The sequence below is a fragment of the Streptomyces griseofuscus genome (genome assembly GCF_014673495.1).
Taxonomy (GTDB): domain Bacteria; phylum Actinomycetota; class Actinomycetes; order Streptomycetales; family Streptomycetaceae; genus Streptomyces; species Streptomyces murinus.
This window is the reverse complement of sequence record NZ_CP051006.1, coordinates 2,137,885-2,151,921: the sequence shown is the minus strand read 5'-3', so window position 1 is coordinate 2,151,921 and position 14,037 is coordinate 2,137,885. Positions and strand designations below refer to the sequence as shown.

At 73.0% G+C, this 14,037-nt stretch carries 11 protein-coding genes and 2 pseudogenes; 6 read left to right on the top strand and 7 right to left on the bottom strand.

Annotated elements, in window-relative coordinates:
• Positions 1–14: 14 nt before the first annotated feature.
• A pseudogene (locus HEP81_RS09445) lies at positions 15–762 on the bottom strand (FAD-dependent oxidoreductase); the annotation flags it as partial.
• On the opposite strand from HEP81_RS09445, the pseudogene HEP81_RS09440 reads away from it, so the two are divergent.
• Positions 761–1,156 (top strand): annotated as a pseudogene (locus tag HEP81_RS09440) (LysR substrate-binding domain-containing protein); the annotation flags it as partial. The pseudogenes HEP81_RS09445 and HEP81_RS09440 sit on opposite strands and share 2 nt — an antisense overlap.
• Here HEP81_RS09440 and treY read toward each other — a convergent pair.
• Together treY and glgX are read right to left on the bottom strand one after the other, a co-directional pair.
• Positions 1,143–3,512 (bottom strand): malto-oligosyltrehalose synthase, encoded by a 2,370-nt coding sequence (gene treY, locus HEP81_RS09435; protein WP_243279351.1) that lies wholly within the window; start codon positions 3,510–3,512, stop codon positions 1,143–1,145. The pseudogene HEP81_RS09440 and the gene treY sit on opposite strands and share 14 nt — an antisense overlap.
• A 98-nt stretch (positions 3,513–3,610) precedes the next feature.
• Positions 3,611–5,719: a glycogen debranching protein GlgX gene (gene glgX, locus HEP81_RS09430; protein ID WP_037655468.1), complete on the bottom strand. Its 2,109-nt coding sequence runs from the start codon at positions 5,717–5,719 to the stop codon at positions 3,611–3,613.
• 279 nt (positions 5,720–5,998) lie between these two features.
• On the opposite strand from glgX, the gene HEP81_RS09425 reads away from it, so the two are divergent.
• Both HEP81_RS09425 and HEP81_RS09420 read left to right on the top strand, forming a co-directional pair.
• Entirely contained in the window at positions 5,999–7,237 is a 1,239-nt protein-coding gene (locus HEP81_RS09425; protein WP_037655470.1) for an SAV2148 family HEPN domain-containing protein, read from the top strand.
• A gap of 110 nt (positions 7,238–7,347) precedes the next feature.
• Positions 7,348–8,070 carry a 3'-5' exonuclease gene (locus HEP81_RS09420; protein WP_037655472.1) on the top strand — a complete coding sequence of 241 codons (723 nt, stop codon included), beginning with the start codon at positions 7,348–7,350 and terminating at the stop codon, positions 8,068–8,070.
• Here HEP81_RS09420 and HEP81_RS09415 read toward each other — a convergent pair whose 3' ends face one another.
• Entirely contained in the window at positions 8,071–8,934 is an 864-nt protein-coding gene (locus HEP81_RS09415; protein ID WP_037655473.1) for a phosphotransferase enzyme family protein, read from the bottom strand.
• Positions 8,935–9,233: 299 nt separating this feature from the next.
• On the opposite strand from HEP81_RS09415, the gene HEP81_RS09410 reads away from it, so the two are divergent.
• The 3 genes from HEP81_RS09410 to HEP81_RS09400 all read left to right on the top strand — a co-directional run bounded on the left by HEP81_RS09410 (position 9,234) and on the right by HEP81_RS09400 (position 11,587).
• A complete protein-coding gene (locus HEP81_RS09410; protein WP_037655475.1) occupies positions 9,234–9,785 on the top strand; it encodes a DUF1697 domain-containing protein in 552 nt (183 codons plus the stop codon).
• 23 nt (positions 9,786–9,808) lie between these two features.
• Positions 9,809–10,825 carry a ketopantoate reductase family protein gene (locus HEP81_RS09405; RefSeq protein WP_037655476.1) on the top strand — a complete coding sequence of 339 codons (1,017 nt, stop codon included), beginning with the start codon at positions 9,809–9,811 and terminating at the stop codon, positions 10,823–10,825.
• A 438-nt stretch (positions 10,826–11,263) separates the two neighbouring features.
• Positions 11,264–11,587 (top strand): hypothetical protein, encoded by a 324-nt coding sequence (locus HEP81_RS09400; protein ID WP_037655477.1) that lies wholly within the window; start codon positions 11,264–11,266, stop codon positions 11,585–11,587.
• A gap of 31 nt (positions 11,588–11,618) precedes the next feature.
• On the opposite strand, the gene HEP81_RS09395 is transcribed toward HEP81_RS09400, so the two are convergent.
• The 3 genes from HEP81_RS09395 to HEP81_RS09385 are packed head-to-tail and all read right to left on the bottom strand — an operon-like array spanning position 11,619 to position 14,018.
• On the bottom strand, positions 11,619–12,356 hold the full coding sequence (locus HEP81_RS09395) for a sirohydrochlorin chelatase (protein ID WP_037655478.1): 738 nt from the start codon (positions 12,354–12,356) through the stop codon (positions 11,619–11,621).
• 5 nt (positions 12,357–12,361) lie between these two features.
• Positions 12,362–13,252, bottom strand: coding sequence for an ABC transporter permease (locus tag HEP81_RS09390; RefSeq protein WP_037655480.1), 891 nt, complete (start codon positions 13,250–13,252; stop codon positions 12,362–12,364).
• Positions 13,239–14,018 carry an ABC transporter ATP-binding protein gene (locus HEP81_RS09385; RefSeq protein ID WP_037655483.1) on the bottom strand — a complete coding sequence of 260 codons (780 nt, stop codon included), beginning with the start codon at positions 14,016–14,018 and terminating at the stop codon, positions 13,239–13,241. The genes HEP81_RS09390 and HEP81_RS09385 overlap by 14 nt, the downstream gene beginning before the upstream one ends.
• Positions 14,019–14,037: the final 19 nt, after the last annotated feature.

Genomic DNA, 14,037 nt, shown 5'->3' with positions numbered 1-14,037 from the left:
CGCATTCACGGTGCTCACCGCTGGTGCAGCCTCCGTCCCGCGAGCGTCAGGAACACCTCGCCCACCGCCTCCGAGAGTGTGGGATGCGGATGCACATGCCGGGCCACGTCGGCGGGTTCGGCGTCCCAGCCGACGATCAGCTGGGCCTCGGCGATCAGCTCCGAGACCTGCGGGCCGACCAGATGCACCCCGAGCACCCGCCCGCCACCGGCCTCGGCGACCACCTTCACCATTCCGCCCCGGCCGTGCACCATTCCCTTCGCCAGCGCGGTGAGCGGCATGGCGCGCACGGCCGGCTCATGTCCCAGCGCCCGCGCCTGCGCCTCCGTGAGCCCCACGGTGGCGGTCTGCGGGGAGGAGTACGTCACCCGGGGTACGGCCGTGTAGTCGACCGGGGTGGGCCGCAGCCCCGCGAGCGTCTCGGCGACGACCTGCCCTTCGGCGAAGGAGGTGTGCGCGAGGCCGAGCGACGGCGGCGGCAGCAGATCGCCGACGACATGGATCCCCGGCACGGCCGTCTCCAGCCGGTCCCGGTCGGCCGGTACGACGAACCCGCGGGCGTCCGTCGCGAGGCCGGCCGCGGCCAGATCCAGGCCCTCGGTGACCGGGACCCGGCCCCGCCACCAGCAGCCGCCGCGCCGTCAGCGTCCGGGTCTCGCCGCGCGCGGTGCGCACCCGGGCCCGTACCCCGTCGGCCAGTACCTCCGCGTCCAGCAGCCGCGCGCCCGCCTGGACATCGATGCCGCGCCCTCGCAGCCCCCGTTCGACGGTGACCCTGCCCGAGCTGGCCGACCGGGCCTGGGTCCGGTGCGCCATGGAGCCCGTGGTGCACGGCGTCCGCTTCCTCGACTGGGCCTGCGGGCGGGCCGGGTTCGCGCCCCGGACCGCCGCGTGGACCGAGCAGTCCTCGACGGCGGTGCGGATGGCCGCCGCCGGGGTCGGGGTGTGCGCCGCGCCCGCCCACATCGTGCGCGGCGCCGTGGGCGAGGACTGTGTGCTCCTCACCCCCGACCCCTCCTGGCGGCGCCCGCTGGCCGTCTACGCCCGTACGGAGTCCACCGGAGCCGCCGCCTTCGTGGACCTGCTGCGCGCCCGCTGGCCCGCCGTGAGCGCTCTTCCGGAGCGGCCCGAGCGGCTGTCCCTCACGCCCGCGTGACCCGCTCCAGCAGTGCCACCGGTCGTGGTCCGAACAGATCCGTGAGGCGTACCCGGCCGGTGAACTCCCGTTCGGGATCGAGCACATCGGCCCACTGACCGGGCGGCAGCGGCAGGCCGGTGTCCCGCCAGCCGCCGGACTCCGTGAGGCGCAGGGAGAGGCGGGTCACCGCGGTGATCACCTCTCCGGAGCGGGTGAAGGCCGTGCAGTGCTGGGCCGCCGGGCCCTCCGCGGGCAGCGGATCGTAGGTCGCGGCGGCCCCGAAGGCGTCGGGCCTGCGGGCGCGCAAGCGCAGTGCCGCGCGGGTCAACGCGGCCTTCTCGCCCGGGTTCTCGGGCGGCAGGGACGCCGGGCTGCGGTTGTCCGGGTCCACCAGCGCCCGGAACTCGCCCTCGGCGCCCTGGTACACGTCCGGGACGCCCGGCATCGTCAGGTGCACCAGGGCCGTGCCGAGGACGTTGGCCCGGATGTGCGGCTCCAGCGTCTTGCGGAAGGCGGCCACGCGCTCACCGGGCGGCCCGCAGGGACCGGCCGCGGCGAAGGCGGTCACCGCCTCCTCGTACGGCGTCTCCCGCTCGGTCCAGCTGGTGTACATGCCGGCCTCGCGCACATGCTTCAGCAGGTACCGGCGTACCCGTTCCTCGTCGGCCGGGCCGAGCCCGAACACCGTCTGCCAGGCCGCCCAGGCCAGTTGCCGGTCCGGGGCGCCCTCCTCGGCCCGGGTCAGTTCGGTCACCAACTCGGCCCATCGGCCGGGGCATTCGGTGAGCACGGCGAGGGCCGCGCGGACGTCGGCGCTGCGCTTGGTGTCGTGCGTGGTGACGGCCGTACCGGTGAGCGGCCGCTCGTCCTGGACGCGGGCGCAGTACGTGTGGAACTCGCGCGGGGAGATCCCCGGCCGGCCCGGGTCGCCGCCCACCTCGGTCGCCGACAGCAGCGGCACATAGCGGTAGTACGCCGTGTCCTCCGCCGACTTGGCCCGCAGCGCGGAGGCCGTCTGCGCGAACCGGGTGCGCAGCTCAAGCCGGTCGGCGTGGTCCGGCGCGGCCGGATCCCCGGGAGCCTCGACGAGCAGTTGGCGCACGAGGTCGACCGCCGCCGCCTCCTCGGGCACCACGAAGGCGAGCCGGGCCTCCTCGGCCGCCTCCTCGGTGATGACGGCGGCCGCGTCCCCGGAGGCGTAGGGCCGGTAGACCCGCATCCGGACCAGGAGTTCCTCCAGGGCCGTGCGCAGCGCCCAGGGGGCCCGGTCGCGCAGCGCGAGGTCGGGGGAGTGCGCGCACAGCCGTACCGCGACCCGGGTGAGCCGCTCGGTCTCGGTGGCCAGCTCATGGGTGAGCACCTTGTAGGCGGCCCGGCGGGCCGTGGCGTCCCAGACGCCGCCCCGGTCCTGCTGCGGGGCCGCGAACCTCCGGTACTCGGTGAGGAGTTCGACCGCGCCTTCCGGGTCCGTGAACAGGCCGTCGACCCGGCGCAGCGCGTCGTAGCCGGTGGTGCCCGCGACCGGCCAGGAGGGCGGCAGCTGTTCGTCGTCGGCGAGGATCTTCTCGATCACCGTCCAGCGGCCGCCGCTCGCCTCGTGCAGCCGGGCGAGATAGGCGTCGGGGTCGGCGAGCCCGTCGGGGTGGTCCACGCGCAGCCCGTCGGCCACGCCCTCGTCCAGCAGCTGGAGGATCTTGGCATGGGTGGCGTCGAACACCTCGGGGTCCTCCACCCGCAGCCCGATCAGCTCCGAGATGCTGAAGAACCGCCGGTAGTTCAGCTCGGTCCGGGCGAGCCGCCACCACACCGGGCGGTACCACTGGGCGTCCAGCAGCTCGGGCAGCGGCAGCCCCTCGGTGCCGGCGCGCAGCGGCAGGACCTGGTCGCGCAGCCGCAGCGTGTCGCCGTCGATCCGCAGCTGTTCCAGCTCGGCGCCGAGCGGGGCGCCGAGGACGGGCAGCAGCACCCGGCCGCCCCCCGCGTCCCAGTCGATGTCGAACCAGCGGGCGTGGGCCGATTCCGGTCCCTCGCGCAGCACCTCCCACAGGGCGCGGTTGTGTCCGGGCGCCATCGCCATGTGGTTCGGCACGATGTCCAGGACCAGGCCGAGGCCGTGCTCCCGGGCGGTCCGGGACAGCGCGCGCAGCCCCTCCTCGCCGCCGAGTTCCGCGCGGACCCGGGTGTGGTCCACCACGTCGTAGCCGTGCGTGGAACCCGGGACGGCCTCCAGGACGGGGGACAGATGCAGATGGGACACGCCGAGCGAGGCGAGGTACGGGACGGCCGCCGCGGCGGCCGAGAACGGGAAGGCGGGCTGGAGCTGGAGCCGGTAGGTGGCCGTGGGCACCCCCGGTCCGGGTCGCGCAGAGGTCATGGAGACCTACGTACCCGCCCTGCCGCGTTTCGTGTCACCCGGACCGGGCCGGAGGGTGAGGCGGCTCATCCGCGCTCACCCACATGGCCTACGGCGCCCTACGCCGGACGGCGTAGGACCATGAGGCTGCGGTCCTTGAGGGCGAGCCGGTCGCCCGCCCCCGCCTTCGCCCCCGAACCTGGCGGGATCCCTTCGTCCCGGGCCGTGTCGACCACCACCTGCCACTGCCGGCCGTGGTTCACCGGCACCCGGAAGTCCAGCGGCTCCGGGGAGGCGTTGAACAGCAGCAGGAAGGAGTCGTCGGTGATCCGCTCGCCGCGCGGACCCGGCTCGGAGATGGCGTTGCCGTTGAGGAACACCGTCAGCGCGGACGCCCCCGCAGCGTCCCAGTCCCGCTGGGTCATCTCCGAACCCTGTGGGGTGAACCAGGCGATGTCGGACAGCCGGCCGTGGCTGCCCTCCACCGGACGGCCGTGGAAGAAGCGGCGGCGGCGCAGCACGGGGTGGTCGCGGCGCAGCCACACCATGGTGCGCACGAACTCCAGCAGCTCCCCGCCGTCCTCGGGCCAGTGCAGCCAGGAGATCTCGTTGTCCTGGCAGTAGGCGTTGTTGTTGCCGCGCTGGGTACGGCCGAACTCGTCGCCGTGGCTGATCATCGGCACGCCCTGGGACAGCATCAGCGTGGCGAGGAAGTTGCGCGTCTGGCGGGCGCGCAGCGCGAGCACCCCGGGGTCGTCGCTCTCGCCCTCGGTGCCGCAGTTCCAGGACCGGTTGTGGCTCTCGCCGTCCCGGTTGCCCTCCTCGTTGGCCTCGTTGTGCTTGTCGTCGTACGACACCAGGTCGCGCAGCGTGAAGCCGTCGTGGCAGGTGACGAAGTTGATGGAGGCCAGCGGGCGGCGGCCGTCGTCCTGGTAGAGGTCGGAGGAGCCGGTCAGCCGGGAGCCGAACTCCGCGAGCGCGCGCGGCTCGCCCCGCCACAGGTCCCGTACGGTGTCGCGGTACTTGCCGTTCCACTCGGTCCACAGCGGCGGGAAGTTGCCCACCTGGTAGCCGCCCTCGCCCACGTCCCAGGGCTCGGCGATCAGCTTGACCTGGGAGACCACCGGGTCCTGCTGCACCAGGTCGAAGAACGAGGACAGCCGGTCCACCTCGTGGAACTGCCGGGCCAGGGTTGCCGCGAGGTCGAAGCGGAAGCCGTCGACATGCATCTCGGTGACCCAGTAGCGCAGCGAGTCCATGATCATTTGGAGCACGTGCGGGGACCGCATCAGCAGTGAGTTGCCGGTGCCGGTGGTGTCCGTGTAGTAACGGGGATCGTCCGCGAGGCGGTAGTACGACGGGTTGTCGATGCCCTTGAAGGAGAGCGTCGGGCCCAGATGGTTGCCCTCGGCGGTGTGGTTGTAGACGACGTCCAGGATGACCTCGATCCCGGCCTCGTGCAGCGCCCGCACCGCCGACTTGAACTCCAGCACCTGCTGGCCGCGATCGCCCCAGGAGGCGTACGCGTTGTGCGGGGCGAAGAACCCGATGGTGTTGTAGCCCCAGTAGTTGCTCAGGCCCAGGTCCGCCAGCCGGTGGTCGTTGACGAACTGGTGTACGGGCATCAGCTCCAGCGCGGTCACGCCGAGCTCGGTCAGATGGTCGATGATCGCGGGATGGGCGAGCGCCGCGTACGTGCCGCGCAACTCCTCGGGGAGGCCCGGGTGACGCATGGTCAGTCCCTTGACGTGGGCCTCGTAGATCACCGTGTGGTGGTACTCGGTGCGCGGCGGCCGGTCGTCGCCCCAGTCGAAGTACGGGTTGATCACCACCGAGGTCATGGTGTGCGGCGCCGAGTCCAGGTCGTTGCGCCGCTCGGGCGCGTCGAAGTGGTAGCCGTACACCTCCTCGCCCCAGCGCACCGCGCCCGCCACCGCCTTCGCGTACGGGTCGAGCAGCAGCTTCGCCGCGTTGCAGCGCAGTCCGCGCCCGGGGTCGTAGGGGCCGTGCACCCGGAATCCGTAGCGCTGCCCCGGCATCACCCCCGGCACATACGCGTGCCGTACGAACGCGTCGCTCTCGCGCAGCTCCACCGCCGTCTCCGAGCCGTCGTCGTGCAGCAGACACAGCTCCACTCGGTCCGCGGCTTCCGTGAAGACCGCGAAGTTGGTGCCGGCGCCGTCGTACGTGGCGCCGAGCGGATACGCCTCTCCAGGCCAGACCTGCATGGCAATGACTCTCTCAGGTGGACGGCCCGCCCGGGGGCCGGTCCGCGCGACAGCACGAAGTCTCCCCGAAAGCAGGAACGGCCCGGCCGGGCACCCCCGGCTATGAAACCGCTCACTCCCCGTGTGCGAACGGTGGGGAACGGCCCGGAAACGCCAAGCAGTTGAGCAAAGCAGGAGGGGAACCGACCTGTCCATCCGGCTGCACCGCGCAGCGCTCCCGGAGTACCCTTCCTTGATCGTTGAGACGGGAAAGGCCCGGGGACGGAAGGCGGTGCACGGGTGGGCTCGGGAGGGCTGGAGCTGCCCCCTGGTGGCGAGGGTCACGAGGGAGACTCCACGGACGTCCCGCCCGGCGCGGTGTCCCTGGCGCGGCCGATGGACGCGGGTTCCATCGGCCCGGAGCTGGACTGGGGCGCCGACGCCTGGCACGAGGTGCGCACCCGCGCCCAGCGGGCCGGCCGGGCCTACATCTGGCTGAACCTCGTGGAGCAGCGGCTGCGTTCGGTCGTGGCCGCCGTCCTGCGGCCCGTGTACGAGCCCGTGCACGGCGACGAGTGGGTGGTCGCCGCCGCCGGACCGGCCGGCCAGGAGTGGGTGCAGCGCGCGGTTGCGGTGCGCGAAGTCAGCCGCCGCAAGGGCTACTTGCTCGACCCGGCCGACGACAACGTGCTCAGTTTCCTGACGTTGCCCCAGCTGCGCGAGCTGATGGTGCAGCACTGGCCCTGCTTCGAGCCGTACTTCGACGAGCGCCGCGACCTCGAACTCGCCCTGGACGAGCTGGAGGTGACCCGCAATGTCGTCTCCCGCAACCGCGCCCTGTCCCAGGCGGTGCTCGGCCAGGCGGAGCGCGCCTCGGCCCGCCTCCTGGAGATGCTGGGCGCGGACGGCGATGTACCCTCCGCGCGCCGGCTGCCCGTCGACGCCGTCGAGGACCTGGTCGGCGACCGGTACGCCGACGTGGTCGCCGTGCACTCCGACCGGGTGCGCCTGATGCGCCAGTTCCCGGCCGAGGACATCTTCGGCGGCGCCCGCCGCCTGGACGCCATCGGCATCGGCCTCAACCTGCTGGTGCAGAACTTCTCCGGACGGCGCCTGGTCCGGCTCGCCGAGTCCGGCTCCCGCATCCGGCTGCTCTTCCTCAACCCTGCCTCCAGCTCGGTCAAGCGCCGCGAGCGCGAACTCGGGATGAAACGGGGCGAACTGAGCCGCTCGGTCGAGATGAACATCCTGCACATGCGCCGGGTGCGCTCCCGGCTGCGCGACCCGGGCGCCTTCCAGATCCAGGTGTACGACGAGACGCCGCGCTTCACCGCCTATCTGGTGGACGGCGACGGCGCCGACGGCGTCGCCGTGGTGCAGTCCTATCTGCGCGGGGCGCGGGGGATGGAGTCACCGGTCCTGGTGCTGCGCAACGGCAGCCGCCTGGTGAAGTCGGACGACGCGGGTGAAGCCGGACTGTTCCCGACATACCGCGAGGAATTCGAACTGGCATGGGCCGATTCGCGCCCTGTGTCCTGATCCGTCCCCCGGGCTCCGCCGAAAAGCGGAACGCGGTCCTCTGATTGTCAGTGCCCCGTGCGAGGGTGGAGACCACTGGGGGAACGCACCATCGAGAAGGGGGACCGCCCATGGGCTGGCACCAGGAGCTGCTGGTCGGCTTCGACCTGGAGACGACCGGCACGGATCCGCGCGAGGCACGCATCGTCACCGGCGCGGTGATCGAGGTCAGGGCCGGTGAGCCGCTGGGCCACCGGGAGTGGCTGGCCGATCCGGGCGTCAAGATCCCGGCGGACGCGGTCGCCGTGCACGGGATCAGCAATGAACGGGCGGCGGCCGAGGGCGAGCCCGCCGACCGGGTCGCCGACGCCCTCGCCGAGGCACTGGTGTCGTACTGGAGGACGGGCGTCCCGGTCGTCGCCTACAACGCGGCGTTCGACCTCACCCTGCTCTCCGCCGAACTGCGCCGCCACCGGCTGCCGTCCCTCGCCGACCGCCTCGGCGGAACCGCGCCCGCGCCGGTGATCGACCCGTACACCATCGACCGCCGGGCGGACCGCTACCGCCGCGGAAAGCGGAACCTGGAAGCGGTCTGCGCCGAGTACGGCATCGTCCTGGAGGCGGCGCACAACGCGTCCGCCGACGCCCTCGCCGCGGCCCGCCTCGCCGCCGCGATAGCCGTCCGCCACCCCAAGATCGCCGCCCTCGGCCCGGCCGAACTGCACCGCAGGCAGATCGAGTGGTACGCCGAATGGGCCGCCGACTTCCAGGCCTTCCTGCGCCGCAAGGGGGACGCGACGGCGGTCGTGGACGGACTGTGGCCGCTGCGCGAGCTGACGCCCGAGACGGTGTGATCAGAAGGGGTACCAGCGCACCGACTCGTCCCCGTCCCGCAGCGACGCCACCCGGCGGCGGAACTCGGCCAGGGCCTTGGGGTTGCTGGGCGCGTGCTGGGAGACCCAGGCACAGCTGGCCGTCTCTCGGGCGCCGCGCAGCACCGAGCAGCCCTCCCACTCCCGCACGTCCCAGCCGTAGGTCTCGGTGAAGGTGTCGTACGCCTCGGCGGGCAGCCCGTACCGGTCGCGGGAGAGGGCCATCACCACCAGGTCGTGCTCGCGCAGATCCGTGGAGAAGGTCTCCAGGTCCACCAGGACCGGGCCCTTCGGCCCGATGTGGACATTGCGGGGCAGCGCGTCGCCGTGGATGGGGCCCGGGGTCAGACGGGGCGTCAGCGCGGCCGCGGCCGCCGCGAAGCCGTCCCGGCGCGCCCGCAGATAGGCCGCGTCCTCGGGATCGATCGCCTCGCCCGCGAGCCGAAGCCAGCGCTCCACCCCGCCCAGCAGCTCACGCGGCGGCAGCACGAACGGCGCCGCGGGCAGGGCGTGCACCAGGCGCAGCAGCTCGGCCAGGTCGCGCGGCTCGGCGGGGCGTACGGCGTCCGGCAGCCGGTGCCACACCGTCACCGGATGGCCCTCGACCAGCCGCGGCTCCGGCTCGGCCGCCCGCACCGCGGGCACCCCCGCCTCGGCGAGCCACCCGGCGATGTCCAGCTCGCGCCGGGCCCGCTCCAGCAGCTCGGCGTCGCGCCCCACCTTGACGACCAGGTCACCGGCGGCGAACACCGCGTTCTCGCCGAGCGCGAGCAGCACCGCGTCCCCGGCCCCCGCCGCGGGCACGCCCGCCGCGGCCAGTACGTCCCGCGCCCGAGCCTCGTCCATCGTGGTGCCTCCGTGCCGTCATCGCCGAGCCGTTCCCGGGGGCCGGCACCCGCCGTTCCCCCCGGTCAGTCTCCCATCCGGGCGGGCCGGCCCCCGCCGGGCGTCATGGGATGTCCGTTCCGCCGTCAGAGATCCACTTTGTGATTACGAAAGCTTGTTGAACAAGTCACAGCTGTGTGCAGAGGTTGATCCGGCCCCCGCCGAACCGGCATTGTTTCGCGCAGCCCGCCCCACGGGGGCCGGGCCCCGGCCGTCGTGCCCGCCCCCACGGGGCACGACGGCCGCTCTAAGCTGGCCGTGTGACGACCTATGCGGCGCTGTTGCGCGGGATCAACGTCGGCGGCAACCGGAAGCTCCCGATGGCCGATCTGCGTGCCCTGCTCGACACCCTCGGCCACACCGGGGTGCGCACCCATCTCCAGAGCGGACAGGCCGTGTTCACCACCGACCGGGGTGACGAGGATTCCCTGGCGGGGGAGTTGGCCCGGGCGATCGAGGACCGCTTCGGCTTCCCGGTGGACGTACTGGTGCGCGACCACGCCTATCTGGCCGAGGTGGTCCGCGCCTGCCCCTTCCCGGCCGCCGAACTGGAAGCCCGGCAGCTGCACGTCACGTACTTCTCCGTGCCCGTCACCCCGGACCGCTACGCGCACCTCGACCAGGTCGCGCTCCTTCCCGAGGAGTTCCGCCTCGGCGACCGCTGTCTGTACCTGTACGCCCCCGACGGCCTCGGCCGCTCCAGACTGGCCGAGGCGCTGGGCCGCCCGCGGGCCGCCAAGGACCTCGTCGCCACCAGCCGGAACTGGAACACCGTGGTGAAACTCGCCGAGCTGACCGCGCCCGAGGCGTGATCCCCTGTGATGGGATCGGGTCCATGCGCTACATCGTGATCGGAGCGGGAGCGGTCGGCGGCACCGTCGGCGGACGGCTGGCCCAGGCCGGACGCGAGGTCGTCCTGGTAGCCCGCGGCGGACATCTGAGGGCACTCGCCGAGCACGGGCTGCGACTGCGCGTCCCCGAGGGGGAGCTGACGTACCGGCTGCCGGCCGTCGAGGGCCCGAAGCCGCTCGGCGAGCTGCGCGCGGACGACGTCCTGCTGCTCACCGTGAAGACCCAGGACACCGCGGCCGCGCTGGACACCTGGGCGGCCGCCCCGGTGGCGGGCGGCGGCACCGCGGGCGAACGGCTGCCACTGCTCTGCCTCCAGAACGGCGTGGAGAGCCCCCGGATCGCGCTGCGCCGCTTCCGCCGGGTGTACGGCGTCTGTGTCTGGCTGCCGTCCACCTTCGTGGAGCCCGGCGTCGTCTCCGCCCCCGGCGCCCCGCTCACCGGCATCCTCCATCTGGGCCGCGCCGAGGGCGGCACCGACGACACCGCCCGGCGGATCGCCGCCGACCTCGCGGACGCGCGCTTCGAGGCGCCGGTCGTGCCGGACGTGGCCCGCTGGCAGTACGCCAAGCTGCTCGGCAACCTCGCCAACGCCCAGGAGGCGGTGAGCGGCCCCATCGAAGGCGCGGCGGCCGAGGGGCTGTACGCGCGCGTACGCGCCGAGGGGGAGGCCGTGCTGGCCGCCGCCGGGATCACCCACGCGAGCGTCGAGGAGCAGCGCGCGGTACGCGGCGACAAGGTGACCCTGGTCCCGCTGGCGGGCGCCCCGCGCGGCGGCGGCTCCTCCTGGCAGTCCCTGGCGCGCGGCACCGGCAGCATCGAGGCGGACTACCTCAATGGCGAGATCAACCTCCTCGGCCGGCTGCACGGCGTGCCCACCCCGCTGAACGAACTCCTCCAGCGCCTCGCCGGCACCTTCGCCCGCGCGCACCGGGCGCCCGGCTCCCTGCCGCTCACCGACCTGGTCCGGCTGGCCGACGAGGCGCGGAAGGCAGCGGCCTGAACCTCCGGCGAAGCGAAGGCGAACGTTCACGAACGGCGAACTCCGCTTTCTGTGAACCGGAGTTCGAACAGACCCCCGCCGGTGTGGCTGATAACCGCCCCTGCGAGGGGTCGACCTGACCTTCCCCTGTGACATCCCGATCACCCGGGGCGCAGAACGGAGTGCCGTCGCGGTCCGACGTCACAGGGGAACGCCGGACCGCGACGGCTTTTACCACGGTCCTCACCCGCAAGGGGGCGGGTCCGCGAACAACGCGACAACTCCGTCCCGTTGTCCCTAGGGTGAGGCACGCCGGACGGCCGGAACGACACCACCCATCCCCCCGCCGGAGCGTGTGCACGCCGTTCCGCTACCGCGTCCGGGGCCGCGGACGGACACCCGAGCACCCGCGGAGTGGCGATTTTCGGCCTACCTCTGATCCACGAGCGAGGACAGGACATGAGCACCTACGACTACGGACACCTCAACGGACCTGGACAGTACGGTGAGTTCGTCGGCCTTGACCTGACCCACGGCACGCCACCGCTTCAGGCTCTGATCGCGGTCTCCGCCCGGCTCACCGAGGCACTGCGCAGGGAGTGCCCCGGGCTCGTCCGGCAGGGCCAGATCATCGAGGCGGCGTTCGCGGAGTCCGCCGACGACGGACTGCCGCCCAACCGCGGCCGCATCCGCTCGGCCCTGGACGACATCTGCATCGGGGCGTCCGCCGGTACCGCCAGCCTCGCCTACACCCGGCAACTGGTGCAGGCTCTCGGGCTGTGACGCAGGGCCGCGCCCGGACGGCGGCGGCCCCTCAGGCGCCGAGCGCCTGGAGCGCCGGGCGGCACGCGGCGTCGTACCGGCGCAGCAGCAGCCGCGCCACCTCCGGCGCGGGCCCCAGCACCTCGGCGAGGACGTCCGCCCCGGCCGCGCCGCGCGCGATACGGTCCGGCAGGAAGCCGGGGGCCAGGACGTACGGCGCGACGGCGACCCGTGCGCAGCCGAGCGCGCGCAGCTCCCGTACGGCGTCCTCGGTGCGCGGCAGACAGGCGGAGGCGAACGCGGGCCGCACGGCGCACCAACCGGTGTGCCACCACTCCCGCGCGATATCGGCGATCACCGCGATCGCCTCCGGGTCACTGGACCCCGCCGAGGCCAGCACCACCCCGGTCGAGGACTTGTCGGCGGGGCTGAGCCCGGCCTCGTACAGCCGTCGCTCCAGCGCCGAGAGCAGCAGCGGCGACGGGCCGAGCACCGCCGCCTGCCGGATCCGCAGCCGCGCCGGGGCCGCCCGCAGCACCGCCGGGATGTCGGCCTTCGCGTGGAAGGCGCGGGTGAGCAGCAGCGGCAGCGCCACCACGTTCCGGACGCCCTCCGCCGCCAGGGACTCCAACACGCCTTGTACGGACGGCACGTTGAAGTCCAGGAAGCCGGTCTCCACGCGCAGCCCGGGGCGCTGCGCGCGCACCCGCTCCACAAGGGCGTGCACGGTGGCGGCGTGCCGCGCGTCGCGGCTGCCGTGGGCGATGACGAGGAGCACGGGCGCTTGCATCCGGATCAGCCTTTCACCAACAGGCCGCGGCTGCGCAGCACCCACCGCTCCAGCGGGCTGAAGATCAGCAGATCGATGGCGATGCCGACGAACAGGATCAGCAGGATGGCCTCGAAGACCATGGCCATGTCGCTGGCCGTACGGGCGTTCTCCAGGAGCTGGCCGAGGCCGGTGCCCAGGTCGGGGAAGTTCGCGATGATCTCGGCGGCCATCAGGGAGCGCCAGGAGAAGGCCCAGCCCTGCTTCATGCCCGCCACATAGCCGGGCAGCGCGGCCGGCAGGGTGATGTGCCAGGTGCCCCTGAAGCCGGTGGCGCCGAGCGTACGGCCCGCGCGCAGGAACAGCGGCGGCACCTGGTCCACGCCGGACACCAGCCCGTTGGCGATGGACGGCACCGCGCCGAGCAGGATCACCGTATACATCATGGAGTTGTCCAGACCCAGCCAGATCACGGCCGGGGGCACCCAGGCGACCGAGGGCAGCGACTGGAGGCCGGACAGGATCGGACCGATCGCGGCGCGCACGAACTTCACCCGGGCCACCAGCAGCCCCAGCGGGGTGCCGAGCACCAGGGCGAGGCAGAAGCCGAGCAGACCGCGCGAGACGGACGTCCAGATGTAGCCGAGCAGCTTGCCCTGGAGCCAGTCGTCGCGGAAGGCGCCCCAGACCGCGCCCGGCGTGGGCAGCTTGGTCGGGTCGTCCACGATCTTCAGGGTGATCAGGCCCTGCCACACCAGGAGGACGACGGCGATCGCGGCCAGCGGCGGCAGGATCTTGTCGATCAGGGTCCTGCGGAAGGGTATGCGGCTGGACTGGGTGGTCTCCAGCGCGTCGAGGCCCGCCTCCACGCTGCCCGCGGCCGGGGCGTCGGTGCTCGTCGTGTCAGTGCTGGCCATGGCGGCGGATCTCCCCACGCAGTACTTCGGTGATCTCCAGGGACAGTTCCGCCACGGGCGCGTCCTCGATACGGCGCGGCTGCGGGATGCCGACCTCCCACTCGCGGGCCACCCGGCCCGGCCGGGAGGACAGCAGCACCACCCGCTGGGCGAGGCGCACGGCCTCGCGCACATTGTGGGTGACGAACAGCACGGACAGGCCGGTCTCCGACCAGATCCGGGTCAGCTCGTCGTGCAGCACGTCCCGGGTGATGGCGTCCAGGGCCGCGAACGGCTCGTCCATCAGCAGCAGTTGACTCTCCTGGGCGAGCGCCCGGGCCAACGCGACCCGCTGGCGCATACCACCCGACAGTTCGTGCACCCGCTTGCCATACGCGCCCTGGAGGCGGACGAGTTCGAGGAGTTCCTCGGCCTTGCCGCGCCGCTCGGGACGGGGAACTCCTCGCAGTTTGAGGGCGAGTTCGATGTTCTTGCCGGCGGTCAGCCAGGGGAACAGGGCGTGTTCCTGGAACATCAGCGCGGGGCGGCCGTCGGTGCGGATGGTGCCGGCGGTGGGCTCGTCCAGGCCCGCCACCAGGTTGAGCAGGGTGGACTTGCCGCAGCCCGAGGCGCCCAGGAGGGTGACGAACTCGCCGGGCGCGACATCAAGGCTGATGTCGTCCAGGACGAGCTGGGACCCGCCCGGTGTGGCGAAGGACTTCGAGACATGCTCAAGGCGTGCGGCGTACTCCACCGACCGCGCGGCCTTGGCGAGGGTCGTGGCCATGGTCGTCACCTCCTGGGAC